At 42.9% G+C, this 12,822-nt stretch carries 12 protein-coding genes and 3 tRNA genes; 12 read left to right on the top strand and 3 right to left on the bottom strand.

The features are described 5' to 3' along the window. Window positions 1-4 precede the first annotated feature (4 nt). Window positions 5-604: a hypothetical protein gene (locus PY04_RS07610; RefSeq protein ID WP_193384565.1), complete on the top strand. Its 600-nt coding sequence runs from the start codon at window positions 5-7 to the stop codon at window positions 602-604. Here the strand turns inward: PY04_RS07610 and PY04_RS07605 are convergent. The 3 genes from PY04_RS07605 to PY04_RS07595 all read right to left on the bottom strand — a co-directional run bounded on the left by PY04_RS07605 (window position 582) and on the right by PY04_RS07595 (window position 3,992). Further along, window positions 582-1,910 carry a TldD/PmbA family protein gene (locus PY04_RS07605; RefSeq protein WP_014734544.1) on the bottom strand — a complete coding sequence of 443 codons (1,329 nt, stop codon included), beginning with the start codon at window positions 1,908-1,910 and terminating at the stop codon, window positions 582-584. The genes PY04_RS07610 and PY04_RS07605 overlap by 23 nt on opposite strands. A 9-nt stretch (window positions 1,911-1,919) precedes the next feature. After that, complete coding sequence (locus PY04_RS07600; RefSeq protein ID WP_048056232.1) at window positions 1,920-3,287, bottom strand: TldD/PmbA family protein; 1,368 nt, start codon at window positions 3,285-3,287, stop codon at window positions 1,920-1,922. A gap of 204 nt (window positions 3,288-3,491) precedes the next feature. Beyond that, the gene (locus PY04_RS07595) at window positions 3,492-3,992 is read right to left on the bottom strand and encodes an ACT domain-containing protein (RefSeq protein ID WP_014734542.1); all 501 of its coding nucleotides are present in this window, start codon (window positions 3,990-3,992) and stop codon (window positions 3,492-3,494) included. A 164-nt stretch (window positions 3,993-4,156) separates the two neighbouring features. Between PY04_RS07595 and psmA the strand changes: the two genes are divergently transcribed. From psmA to PY04_RS07540, 11 genes are all read left to right on the top strand, one after another. After that, a complete protein-coding gene (gene psmA, locus PY04_RS07590) occupies window positions 4,157-4,942 on the top strand; it encodes an archaeal proteasome endopeptidase complex subunit alpha (RefSeq protein WP_014734541.1) in 786 nt (261 codons plus the stop codon). 72 nt (window positions 4,943-5,014) lie between these two features. Further along, on the top strand, window positions 5,015-5,725 hold the full coding sequence (locus tag PY04_RS07585) for a ribosome assembly factor SBDS (protein WP_014734540.1): 711 nt from the start codon (window positions 5,015-5,017) through the stop codon (window positions 5,723-5,725). Then, entirely contained in the window at window positions 5,722-6,516 is a 795-nt protein-coding gene (rrp4, locus tag PY04_RS07580; RefSeq protein WP_014734539.1) for an exosome complex RNA-binding protein Rrp4, read from the top strand. Before PY04_RS07585 ends, rrp4 begins: the two co-directional genes overlap by 4 nt. Continuing rightward, window positions 6,500-7,249: an exosome complex exonuclease Rrp41 gene (gene rrp41 / locus PY04_RS07575; RefSeq protein WP_014734538.1), complete on the top strand. Its 750-nt coding sequence runs from the start codon at window positions 6,500-6,502 to the stop codon at window positions 7,247-7,249. The genes rrp4 and rrp41 overlap by 17 nt, the downstream gene beginning before the upstream one ends. Beyond that, window positions 7,242-8,072 carry an exosome complex protein Rrp42 gene (gene rrp42 / locus PY04_RS07570; RefSeq protein ID WP_048056102.1) on the top strand — a complete coding sequence of 277 codons (831 nt, stop codon included), beginning with the start codon at window positions 7,242-7,244 and terminating at the stop codon, window positions 8,070-8,072. The genes rrp41 and rrp42 overlap by 8 nt, the downstream gene beginning before the upstream one ends. 40 nt (window positions 8,073-8,112) lie before the next feature. Next, window positions 8,113-8,189, top strand: a tRNA-Thr gene (locus tag PY04_RS07565). Between the two features lie 2 nt (window positions 8,190-8,191). Then, window positions 8,192-8,269, top strand: a tRNA-Pro gene (locus PY04_RS07560). Between the two features lie 69 nt (window positions 8,270-8,338). Further along, window positions 8,339-8,959 (top strand): hypothetical protein, encoded by a 621-nt coding sequence (locus PY04_RS07555; protein WP_014734536.1) that lies wholly within the window; start codon window positions 8,339-8,341, stop codon window positions 8,957-8,959. Window positions 8,960-9,005: 46 nt separating this feature from the next. After that, a tRNA-Thr gene (locus PY04_RS07550) sits at window positions 9,006-9,082 on the top strand. Window positions 9,083-9,197: 115 nt separating this feature from the next. Then, a complete protein-coding gene (locus PY04_RS07545) occupies window positions 9,198-9,446 on the top strand; it encodes a DNA-directed RNA polymerase subunit H (RefSeq protein WP_014734535.1) in 249 nt (82 codons plus the stop codon). A gap of 19 nt (window positions 9,447-9,465) precedes the next feature. Then, on the top strand, window positions 9,466-12,819 hold the full coding sequence (locus PY04_RS07540; protein WP_014734534.1) for a DNA-directed RNA polymerase subunit B: 3,354 nt from the start codon (window positions 9,466-9,468) through the stop codon (window positions 12,817-12,819). Window positions 12,820-12,822: the final 3 nt, after the last annotated feature.

Here is a 12,822-nt window from a genome sequence, read left to right as displayed (position 1 = left end):
GTAGGTGAGTGCTTTGAAATTAGAAGAAAGAGTGATAGTTGCTTCAATTGGAGTAGTTTTCCTTGGTTTACTCACAGCTTTTTACTACTGGAGACTCGATCATATATACCGGTGCTCTCTTGCGATTCTTGGTCTTTCTGTTCCTTTATGGCTTCCAAGGGTCTACTCACCCAAGGGGATTTTTAAAGTGGTATTATCTCCAATCTATGATCCAAAAATTATGGCTATCCTCGGAATCTTCATAGCAGTTCATGTATCCCTTGTCAACGTTCCTTTTACAAATATTGACTTGTTCCATAAGGAATGGAGAAATGCTGATATGATAAGCCACTTCCTGGGTGGTTTAACTCTCTGGCTTATGGTTGCAAAGATTCTACATTCTTATGGTTTCTCTCCAAGGCGGGTTCTTGTGTATTCCATAGTTGTTTTCTATATACTAGCCGTTGGCTGGGAGGTTGCCGAGAAACTAACGGAGGGGGAGATATCTTTCATAACTGAAACACTCGAAAATAAGGTCAGGGACTTGATAATGGATTCCTTTGGAATGATTTTTGGAATAATATTGATAAAGAGAAGAAAGATCACTTCTTTCCAGCTATCTTGACGTTCTCGAATTTTATGTATGGGGTTATCACGGTGTACATGACTGGCATTACTGTCTGTTCCTTACTTACCTCGCTTGCTTGCTTTAACAGCTCATATATATTTCCTGCGATGAGGAACACGCTTGCTCCAACTATTTCTCCATCCTCAATCAGATAGGCAGGGTTTGCAGTTACGGCGAAGTTTCCGTTATCAGGGTTGCTTGAATGTGCTCCCTGGACGCCATCTACGAAATAGCCGTGTTTTATTTCTCCAATTATCTCTTCAAGGCTTCTCTTTCCATTCTCTATGATTGGCGTGTTGAGTCCTATGCTTACCCCACCACCCCTGAAGTCTCTATGTCCATGCCCTGTGCTTTCAGTTCCATATATCTTTGCCCAATAGTTGTCCCATATGAAGCCCTTGAATTCACCGTTGTTTATTAGTTCATATCTCCTTGTTGGAACGCCCTCGCCGTCTGCTATAACTTTTGCAAGGCTAAGTTCGTGGAATGGGTCGTCGTATATAGTTATAACATCACTGGCTATTTTTTCTCCGACTTTATCTGCAAGCGGGGTGGTCTTTTTAACGAGTCTCTCACCGCTGAACGCTGGGAAGAGAGTATAGGCAAACAATCCTGCTATCGCCCAGGGTCCAAGGATTATGGGTACCTCCTCGTTTTTGGCCTCTTTAACTTTATATGCCCACTGGACTTTTTGAAGGGCCTTTTCAACTGTTCCTTCTACATCAAGAGCGAGGTTGTCCTTTGCGTCGAATTCGAATATTCCTGGGGTGACTATCCCTTCTTTCCTTCCTACAAGCTCAAAGAAGGCGTAGGCATTGCCGAACCTCTGGATAACATCAATACCATGCGAGTTACCTATCCATGTCTCGACCCAGGATGTTGCAATTGAGCCTCCCGCTACTGTCACGTGCTCGTCCTTTTCTCTAGCTATTTTTATTCCCTTAATTGCCATTTCAACGAGGATGTCGGGTGATACTTCTCTTAGTTCTTCATTAGGTTCTGGCTGTTCTCTGTACTTTCCAGGTTCTGGAAGGGATACCCACTTTTCATCTGGATTGTTGAGTTTGGCCATTTTTGCTGCCTGTTCTATGGCCTTCTTGACTTCTTCCTTGTCTATCGTGTCCACTATTGATATTCCTATCCTCTTATCCTTGATTCCTCTGATTATCGTTATAACATCGGTTCTTGTTGCTGCCATTGAAATTTCATTTAATTCTATATCGACACTAACGTCTTTGGCCTTATAGGTCACGATTTCGAGCTCGTCAAAAAATTTCTCTCCATATTTGATGAGTTCCTCCATAATACCACCTCACCCGATGAGAATTCCTCCGTCAAATCTCATGTGTGGGCCTCCAGAGCTAACAAAGGCTGTTTGGCCCTTTCCACAGAATCCCACCTCAAGTCCAAAGTCTTTGCCAACTGCTGTTATCTTCTTTAGTGCCTCAATCGCTACTCCTGTTATTGATGTATCTCTAATTGGTTCTGCAATCTCTCCGTTTCTTATTACATATCCTTCCTGAACTCCAACCTGGAAGGCAGAATTCAGCTGGGCCTGTCCCCCACGGAAGTCAACTACATAGTAACCAAACTTTATGTCTTCTATCATCTCCTCAAATGACCAATCTCCTGGCTCGAAGATCGTGTTCCTCATCCTTATTATAGGTGGATACCTGTAGCTCTCTGCTCTCGCATGGCCATTTGGTTCCATATTCCATTTAGCGGCGTACTCTCTGTTGAGCATAATTTCCTTCAAGATTCCGTTCTCTATTATGTGGATATCCTTGACAGGTACGCCTTCGTCATCGTATTTGTCGTTTCCAAATCCTCCATCAACCCACCTTTCGCTCATGGTTACGTACTCTGGGGCTATCTGTTTCCCTAGAAGGTCTTTAAAGGGTGAATTTATTGTCAGGTCTGCCTCTGCTAAGTGTCCAAGGGCTTCGTGGGCTATTATTCCAACTACAATTGGCCCTGCAACTATTGGCCATTCTCCCCGCTTTGGTGCTACTCCATTGAGCTGGGCATGGAGCTTTCTTAGGAGTCTTTCTTTTACTTTTTCGTTTGGTTCCCTATCTGTCATTAGCTCCCATCCATAGTCTACTGCTCCTATGCTGTCTCTCGCCATTGCAAGTTTCCCTTCCTTTTTCCCTGTTACATACACCCCCTGGTAGAGATAGTTGTAGTCCCACTCGATTTTTGTTCCCTCATTTGTTAGGAGTATCTTTTGTCCTCCTCCGTCTTCATACCTTATATTAACGCTTTTCACGGCTTCGTCCTCTTTGAGTAGCTTTTCAAGCTCTCTCAAGTGGTTAACTTTTTCTTCGATGTCAACTTCCTTGGGTTTGATTTTCATATTGCTTTTTACGAAGTCTTCCACAGGCTTTATCTCGGCGAGTTTTATTTTCTCTTTCTTGCTTTCTGCGGCGGATTTTGCAAGTTTATATGCCTCCTTTATGGACTCTTCTAGCTTGTCCAAGTTACTTGTTGAGGAGAATCCCCATGCCCCATTTGCTAGAACTCTAATTGCTACTCCCCTGTTAAGCTTTTCAGTAAAGCTTACAAAAATTCCATCCTTGAGGTTTAGTGTTGTCTTTTGCAAGTTTTCATATCGGAGCTCTATGTATTCTGCTTTCAAATTTTCCTCAGCCCACTTGAGGGCTTTTTCTAACCTATCAATCACAAAATCACCTCCTTTGAGGACTGAAGACCTCCATCCTAGGCAGGAAAATTTTAGGAATTACAGTCTTGTTCTAGACACTATTTCCTCGAAGCTTACCATATAAAAGCCTTTTTGAGTGTATCGATGAGGTTCGAAATGAACCTCTACCTCAATCCAAATTATTAACACTCCTTGAGAATAAAGAGAAGATTAAATTAGACTTTAGTAGATGGATATCCTCTTCACACCCTCAAGCTTTGAAAGCTCGTTAATTAAGTCTCCTGGGATAGGTTTTTCAGTTATTATTGTTAGTGTAGCTTCTGGATATAGTTCTGGGTCTTCTGCTATTGCTTGAACTATATTTATTCCCCTATCTGAAATCTTCTGGGCAACTTTTGCAAGAATTCCTATTGCTCTAGGCTCGGGTTCTATCTCAATAACCCCATACCCAACATGCTTCCCAACATACTTCATGTGAACAGTAGGCTCCAGATTCATGTATATCTCCCTGAGCTCTGGAGTCTTTAGTATCATTGCTACTGTTTCTTTCACAACTCTCCTATCAACATTAAGGGCCTTTGCTATCTTTGTGTATGGAACTTCTATGTCCCCTGCCTTAATCTTCATATCTTCTGAAACTTTTAAACCATACCTCAGTAATGTTTTGGCGATGAGTTTCCTGACCGGGTACTCATCGAAATGATGTTCAATCCTTCCCCACATGCTCCATCACCGCCATCAAAGTTCAGCACTCCACTATAGGGTTCATTAGTATTAAAATGTTTCCATGCTCTCAAATATACTTTGGCTATAATAAAGGATAAAAAGCCGAAAAAGCACGGAAGGTATATAAAATCATCATTTGAGTATCTTTGGGGGGTGAAGAGATGGCGTTTGTCCCACCTCAAGCAGGGTACGATAGGGCTATTACTGTATTCAGTCCTGACGGGAGGTTATTCCAAGTAAACTATGCAAGAGAAGCAGTGAAGAGAGGAGCTACGGCTGTAGGAGTTAAGTGTAATGAAGGTGTTGTTCTAGCTGTAGAGAAGAGGATAACGAGTAGGCTTATAGAGCCGGAGAGTTATGAAAAGATATTCCAGATTGATGATCACATAGCTGCAGCCTCAAGTGGTATAATAGCTGATGCAAGAGTTCTCGTGAATAGGGCGAGGCTTGAAGCTCAAATCCACAGGCTGACTTATGGGGAACCTGCTCCATTGGCTGTCATCGTTAAGAAGATATGTGACCTCAAGCAGATGCACACCCAATATGGTGGGGTTAGGCCCTTTGGTGCTGCATTGTTAATGGCAGGTGTTAATGACAAGCCCGAACTCTATGAAACCGATCCAAGTGGGGCGTTCTTTGCATGGAAGGCGGTGGCCATAGGTAGTGGTAGGAACACTGCAATGGCAATATTTGAGGAAAAATACAGAGAAGATATGACGCTGGAAGACTCAATAAAGCTTGCGATCTTGGCATTGGTAAAGACCATGGAGAATCCAAGTCCAGATAGTATTGAAGTTGCTGTCATAACTGTCAAGGATAAGAAATTTAGAAAGCTTACAAAAGAAGAAATTGAAAAGTATCTTGAGGAAGTTATGAAGGAGGCGGAGAAAGAGGAGGAAATAAAGGAGAAGGAAGAAGACTACTCTGAACTTGATAGCCATTACTAATTCTCCTTCTTGGGGGAATTAGAAATGTTCTCTCTTTTTAAGTTTTTATTTGAGGTTTAGGGGGTGAAGAAAATGCCAATAAGCGTGGATAAAGCTGTAATTGCAAGATTGAAAGTACATGGTGAAACTTTTGAAATTCTTGTAGATCCATATCTTGCGAGAGATTTCAAGGAAGGCAAAGATGTTCCCATTGAAGAGATACTTGCAACTCCTTATGTATTCAAAGATGCTCATAAGGGTGATAAGGCTAGTGAACACGAGATGGAAAAAATATTTGGAACCAGTGATCCTTACGAAGTTGCAAAGATAATCCTTAGGAAAGGGGAGGTTCAGCTGACTGCACAGCAGAGAAGAGAAATGCTAGAGGAAAAGAAGAGGCAAATAGCTACAATAATTCACAGACACGCTGTTGACCCTAGAACAGGATATCCTCACCCTGTAGATAGAATATTAAAGGCTATGGAAGAAGTGGGTGTTAGAGTGGATATATTCAAGGATGCAGAAGCCCAAGTCCAAGATGTTATCAAAGCTCTCCGGAGGGTTCTTCCACTTAAGATAGAAGTAAAGGTCATAGCTGTGAAAATACCTGGAGAATATGCGGGCAGGGCATATGGAGAGGTCAGGAAGTTCGGAAGGATAAAGAGAGAAGAATGGGGAAGTGATGGTTCCTGGATGTTTTTGATTGAAATTCCTGGTGGCGTTGAGGAGGAATTTTATGAGAAACTTAATGCCCTAACAAAGGGAAATGTTCAGACTAAACTTATAGAGAGGAAGGGCGTATGAGGAGGATTTTCGTCCAAAATAGGGAATTAGTGGTTCCGGGGACACTACTTGCCCAGGGGCCCTATAAAAACGGTAGAGGAACATTCAGGGAAGGATCAAGGATATATTCTACTGTGATAGGGCTTGTCGATATAAAGGGGAATACGATAAGGGTGATTCCCCTTGAAGGGCCTTACATTCCAGAAGTAGGAGACAATGTTATAGGGAAGATCGTTGACGTTAAGTTCTCGAGTTGGGTAGTAGACATAGGTGCACCATATCCTGCGAATCTTAAGATTCAAGACTTTACAGATGAAAAAATTGACTTGATAAGGACAGATCTCAGGAAGTTCTTTGATATTGGGGACATAATATACGCTAAGGTCAAGGCAATTAATGAGGTGAACAACATAGATCTTACCACAAAGGGAATGCCATTCAATGGTGGTCCTCTAAGAGGTGGTCAGATAGTTAAGATAACCCCCTCTAAAGTTCCAAGGGTCATTGGCAAAGGGGGTTCTATGATTAACATGATTAAGAAGCTTACAATGAGCAGAATTATAGTAGGACAGAATGGATGGATATGGGTCAATAGTAAAAACGATGCCCTTGAAAAGCTTGCGATAGAGGCCATTTTAAAAATAGATAGAGAAAGCCATACAAGAGGTCTGACAGATAGGATAAAGGCTCTTCTGTTGTCAAGATTAGAAGAATTAAAGCAGCAAGGAATTATCGAAGAGATACCAAAGTTGGAGGAGGAAGAGGAGAAGAAAGAAGAGGAAAAGGTGGTTAAAAATGATGGAGAAGCCTGAAGATATTAAGCTTATTGATGAAAATGGAAGGAGAATTGATGGCCGTAAAAAGTACGAGCTCAGACCAATTAAAATGAAAGTTGGTGTTCTTAAGAACGCTAACGGTTCTGCATACATTGAGTGGGGGAGAAACAAAATAATAGCCGCCGTTTATGGACCGAGAGAGATCCATCCGAAGCATCTTCAAAGACCCGACAGGGCAATTCTTAGGGTTAGGTACAATATGGCCCCATTTAGTGTTGAGGAAAGGAAGAAGCCCGGCCCAGATAGAAGAAGTATAGAGATAAGCAAAGTTATAAAAGGAGCTCTTGAGCCAGCCCTAATTCTTGAGATGTTTCCGAGGACTGCAATTGACATTTTCATTGAAGTTCTTCAAGCGGACGCTGGTACTAGAGTTGCAGGAATCACGGCTGCATCATTGGCTTTAGCCGATGCTGGCATACCAATGAGGGATCTCGTTGCAGCGTGTGCCGCTGGGAAGATAGAGGGGGAAATAGTTCTGGATCTCAATAAAGAGGAAGACAACTATGGAGAGGCCGATGTTCCAGTTGCCATAATGCCCCTTAAAAACGATATAACGCTTCTCCAAATGGATGGTTATTTGACAAAGGAGGAATTTATAGAAGCTGTAAAACTGGCCATAAAGGGAGCAAAGGCAGTTTATCAGAAGCAGAGGGAGGCATTGAAAGAGAAGTACATAAAGATAGCTGAGGAGGTTGAGGGAAGTGAGTGATAATGAAATAATCGCGGGAATAATGAGGGATCATATAATAAACCTCCTCAAGGAAGGAAAAAGAATTGATGATAGGGGATTTGAAGATTATAGGCCGATTGAAATCGAGGTTGGATTAATAGAAAAAGCTGAAGGGTCGGCACTTGTGAAACTTGGGAGTACTCAAGTCTTAGTCGGAATAAAAACAACGTTGGGTGAGCCATTTCCAGATACCCCAAATATGGGTGTAATGACGACAAATGTAGAGCTAGTGCCTTTGGCCTCACCAACGTTTGAACCTGGGCCCCCGGATGAGAGGGCCATAGAACTTGCGAGGGTTATAGATAGGGGAATAAGGGAAAGTAGAGCTTTAAATTTAGAAAAAATGGTGATAGTACCAGGAAAGATTGTTAGAGTGGTTTTCATTGACGTTCATGTATTGGATCACGATGGGAACCTAATGGATGCAATTGGCATAGCGGCAATCGCTGCGCTAATGAATGCGAGAGTTCCTAAGGTAAGATACAATGAAGAAACCGAAGAAGTTGAGATACTAGAGGAGAAAGAGCCTCTGCCTGTAGAAAAGATTCCAGTACCAGTTACATTTGCAAAAATAGGAAACACTCTCGTCGTTGATCCAAGTCTCGAGGAAGAGCAGGTTATGGATGGGAGGCTAACGATAACCACGGATGAAACTGGTCATATCTCAGCGGTTCAGAAAAGCGAAGGAGGAGCTTTTAAGCTTGAAGAAGTAATGTATGCGGTTGAAACTGCCTTCAAAAAGGCTGAATACATAAGAAACTTAATAGTGGAGGCTGTAGAGAAGGGTCATGCAAAAGGGTAAATTTTATAAACTAATTCTCTTCCCTTTATTTCGGCCTCGAGCCCCGGTAGCCTAGCCTGGTGGGGCGGGGGACTTGTAATCCCCAGGTCGCGGGTTCAAATCCCGCCCGGGGCTCCAGCGGGGCCGTAGGGTAGCTTGGTCCATCCTGCGGGCTTTGGGAGCCCGTGACCCGGGTTCAAATCCCGGCGGCCCCACCATTATTAACTTTTTCAGTTCTGTAAAAGTTTATTAATGGAGTATGCATCTTCAAAGATTGAGGTGAGCTAATGTACTTTGATCACTTTCCAAGTTTTGGGAGCTACATGTTTAGTATGCTCCTGTATTTTAGCTTAATACCGTTAGCCATTCTTGTAACACTAAGGGCTAAATGGGATTATATTATCAAGAGATACTGGAGAAACGTTCTTAGAGGCTTCATAATAGCACTCATAGTATCATTTTCTCTAACTTCCCTCCTTCAGTTTAAATTAACAAATGATTACTTGTATGTTTATTCCCTTACAAAGACAAAAACATGCCTAACATCATCCTGTTTGATAGAGGAAATGAAAAGGAATGAGTACTATAAGTTTAACGTGACTGGAATTGGAGAGTATGGAATGCCAAGAATTGGTTTCATGACTGCATTTAGGCTTTCTGATAAAAAGTTTAACAAACTAAAGTTTAAGTATGACGTTGTTAATGCCGTTGTAATAACTAGGAGTCTGTTCCCCTTGCCAATAACCGAAGTTTGGAGTTATGAAGTGGATCCTAGAGACAGCCATAAAATAATAGGGTTAAAGAAGTTTTATATATACTATCCGTACAATCCTGGAACTCTCCTGACTAGGGCTTATGATTTCGAGTTTACGATGTTTCTCTGGGATATCGGGGGAGGAGTAGCATAACCGAAAACCTTATATATCCTCTCTATTCGAAGTTTTTCCGGCAGGTGCCCCGGTGGCTCAGCCTGGTAGAGCGGCCGCTTGGTAAGCGGCAGGTCCCGGGTTCAAAGCCCGGCCGGGGCTCCACATTCTCTAATAAGCTTTTCGCAATGGATATAAAATCTGAGTAAAGCTTATATATCAGAAGCTAAAGCCGGTGTGTGGATGACATTCGTAAAAAATTTCTGGGGGGCAATTCTCCGTGGCGGGGAAAAAAGAGTTTAACATATTTGATCATGTGTTAGTACCCGAACATAGAGTACTAAGCGAGGAAGAGAAGAAGGCTCTGCTTGAAAAGTATAAGATAACACCTGCCCAGTTACCCCAGATCAAGGCAAGTGATCCTGCTGTCAAAGCTCTTGGAGCAAAACCTGGTGACATAATTGAAATTAAAAGAAAAAGTCCAACTGCCGGAGTTTATTACTATTACAGGATAGTTGTGGAGGATTAAATGCTTCTGGGGTGAGAGAATGAGAGGTCCGACGGTTGTAGAGGTTACTCCCGACGATTTATGGATAGTTATGGAGAGCTATTGGCAAGAAAAGGGACTTGTAAGGCAGCACTTAGATTCTTACAATGCCTTCATTGAGAGAGGTCTTCAGGAAGTTGTTAACGAATTTGGCGGAATAAAACCTGACATACCTGACTTTGAAGTTAAATTTGGAAAGATAAGAGTTGGTCAACCAGAGTTTCAGGAGCCTCACGGTCAAAGGAAGCCCCTCTATCCAATGGATGCAAGAATCAGAAACCTAACGTACTCGGCACCATTATACTTGGAAATGATTCCTGTAATTAGAGGAATTGAACAAGAACCCGTGGAAGTTAGGATCGGTGAGCTTCCAATAATGTTGAAGTCCAAAGTATGTAGGTTGTATGGCCTCAGTGATGAGGAACTAATAAAACTTGGTGAAGATCCAAAAGATCCTGGGGGTTATTTCATTATAAACGGTTCTGAGAGAGTAATTGTATCTATTGAGGACATAGCTCCAAACAGAACATTAGTTGAGAAAGATGAGAGACAAGAAAGATATGTTGCAAAGGTATTCTCCTACAGACATGGCTATAGGGCGTTAGTAACTGTAGAAAGGAAGAAAGATGGAATACTATATGTTGGAATACCCAACGTTCCAAAGCCCATTAAATTCGTTTATGTAATGAGGGCTTTGGGTCTCGAGAGAGATAGAGATATAGTTGATGCTGTAGGAAATGATCCCGAAGTCCAGCAGATTCTCTTCGATAACTTGGAGGATGCAAGTGATATAACAACCCAACAGGAGGCTCTTGAATATATTGGAAAGCTCGTTGCTCCAGGTCAAGCCAGAGAGTACAGACTCAAGAGAGCCGAGTACGTAATAGACAACAACCTCCTCCCACACATGGGTGTGAATCCAGAGGACAGGATCAGGAAGGCATATTACTTGGGAATGATGGCTTTGAAGGTTATAGAACTTTCCCTCGGAAGAAGAGATGAGGATGATAAGGATCATTATGCAAACAAGAGGCTCAGGCTTGCCGGTGACCTTCTAAAGGATCTCTTCAGAGTGGCATTTGGACAGCTAGTCAAGGACATTCAATATCAAATGACCAAGACATACCAGAGAAAGGGTGAAAAATACACGTTTGGAAACATCCACAGATTTATTAGGAACTCAATAAGACCAGACGTTCTTACGGAAAGAATTGAACATGCACTTGCAACTGGTGCATGGCCCGGTGGAAGAACTGGTGTGAGCCAGCTTCTCGATAGAACGAATTATGTTTCCACGCTTTCCCATCTGAGAAGGGTAACATCACCACTTGACAGAGAGCAACCCCACTTCGAGGCCAGAGATCTCCACGGTACTCACTGGGGCAGGATATGTCCTACCGAAACCCCTGAAGGTCCAAACTGTGGTCTGGTCAAAAACTTAGCACTCATGTCCCAGATAACTACTGCAGTTCCAGAAGAGGAAGTTAAGGAGTACTTAATGTCCCTGGGAATAGTTCCAATTGAGGTTAGAAGACCAAGCCCAGAGCTCTGGAGAGTTTACTTAAATGGAGTTCTTATAGGTACAATTGAGGACGGAAAAGCTTTAGCTCAGAGGATTAGGCAAGATAGGAGAAATGGAAAGATTAGTGACGTGATAAACGTTGCATATTATGAGGATGTTAAGGAAGTCTACGTCAATAGCGATGACGGTAGAGTTAGAAGGCCATTGATAATAGTCGAGAACGGAAAGCCAAAGCTAACCAAAGAACATGTTCAGGCAGTAAAGGAAGGTAGGCTTAAGTGGAGTGATCTCATAAGGATGGGAGTAATTGAGTATCTCGATGCTGAGGAAGAGGAAAATGCCTATGTTGCAATGTGGCCTTGGGAGGTTACAGAAGAACATACTCATCTTGAACTCATGCCTGCTGCAATTCTTGGACTTCCTGCATCCCTGGTTCCCTATCCAGAGCACAATGCCGCTCCAAGAAATACCTATGGAGCCGGTATGGCCAAGCAGAGTCTTGGTCTCGGATGGGCAAACTTCAGAATTAGAGTTGACACCAGAGGTCATCTCCTCCACTATCCACAAGTTCCACTCGTCGATTCGAGAATTATGAAGGCTGTAGGTTACGAAGACAGACCTGCAGGGCAGAACTTTATTGTTGCCGTTTTAGCATACCAGGGATACAATATGGAGGATGCAATAATAATCAATAAGGCCTCGATAGAGAGAGGTCTTGCAAGATCCACGTTCTTCAGAACTTACGAGGCGGAAGAAAAGAAGTACCTTGGTGGACAAACTGACAAGTTTGAGATTCCAGCTCCAACCGTTAGAGGGTATAGGGGAGAGAAGTATTATAGAAACCTTGATGAGGATGGTCTCATATTCCCAGAATCAAGAGTAGAAGGTAAGGATGTTCTCATTGGAAGAACGTCTCCACCAAGATTCCTCGAAGAAAGGGGTCTTGGTAGCGTTGCACTTCAGGAGAGAAGAGAGACGAGTGTAGCTGTAAGGCCTAGTGAGAAGGGTGTTGTCGATAAGGTAATAATAACCGAAACTGGAGATGGAACTAAGCTGGTTAAAGTTACCGTGAGAGATCTTAGAATTCCAGAGCTTGGAGATAAGTTTGCTTCAAGACATGGACAGAAGGGAGTAATTGGCCTAATAGTTCCCCAGGAAGACATGCCCTGGACTGAGAGTGGAATAGTTCCGGATCTAATAGTCAATCCACACGGTATCCCATCAAGAATGACCGTTGGACAGCTCATTGAGGCAATTGGTGGAAAAGTTGCCTCCCTAAAAGGAAGAAGAGTCGATGGAACAGCGTTCATAGGAGAGCCAGAGGAGAAGCTCAGAAAAGAGCTTGAGGAGCTTGGCTTTAAGCACACTGGAAGGGAGATAATGTACGATGGTATAACGGGAAGAAGGCTCGAGGCCGACATATTCGTTGGAGTAATTTACTACCAGAGACTTCACCACATGGTGGCTGATAAGATACACGCACGTTCAAGAGGTCCAGTTCAGGTTCTTACGAAGCAGCCAACAGAGGGTAGAGCTAGGGAGGGTGGTCTCAGATTCGGTGAGATGGAAAGAGACGTCCTCGTTGGGCACGGTGCAGCAATGTTACTAATTGAGAGGCTACTCGAGGAGAGTGACAAGACAGAAGTATGGGTCTGTGAGAACTGTGGTCATATAGCAATAGAAGACAAGAGAAGACACAAGGTCTATTGTCCAGTATGTGGTGAGGAGGAGAGAATAAGCAAAGTTGAGATGAGTTACGCGTTCAAGCTATTGCTTGATGAGCTTAAGGCGATGGTTATTAGGCCCAAGTTAAACCTCACGGAGAGGGTGTGAGCC

Origin of the sequence: Pyrococcus sp. ST04 (genome assembly GCF_000263735.1) — an archaeon.
GTDB lineage: Archaea > Methanobacteriota_B > Thermococci > Thermococcales > Thermococcaceae > Pyrococcus.
The sequence above is the reverse complement of the archived record's forward strand: the minus strand, read 5'-3'. Positions and strand labels throughout refer to the sequence as shown.

Coding starts and splice junctions, on each gene's coding strand:
- PY04_RS07605 (WP_014734544.1), bottom strand. CDS start 1,910: ATGGAGGAACTCATCAAATATGGAGAGAAATTTTTTGACGAGCTCGAA.
- PY04_RS07595 (WP_014734542.1), bottom strand. CDS start 3,992: ATGTGGGGAAGGATTGAACATCATTTCGATGAGTACCCGGTCAGGAAA.
- psmA (WP_014734541.1), top strand. CDS start 4,157: ATGGCGTTTGTCCCACCTCAAGCAGGGTACGATAGGGCTATTACTGTA.
- PY04_RS07585 (WP_014734540.1), top strand. CDS start 5,015: ATGCCAATAAGCGTGGATAAAGCTGTAATTGCAAGATTGAAAGTACAT.
- rrp4 (WP_014734539.1), top strand. CDS start 5,722: ATGAGGAGGATTTTCGTCCAAAATAGGGAATTAGTGGTTCCGGGGACA.
- rrp41 (WP_014734538.1), top strand. CDS start 6,500: ATGATGGAGAAGCCTGAAGATATTAAGCTTATTGATGAAAATGGAAGG.
- PY04_RS07555 (WP_014734536.1), top strand. CDS start 8,339: ATGTACTTTGATCACTTTCCAAGTTTTGGGAGCTACATGTTTAGTATG.
- PY04_RS07540 (WP_014734534.1), top strand. CDS start 9,466: ATGAGAGGTCCGACGGTTGTAGAGGTTACTCCCGACGATTTATGGATA.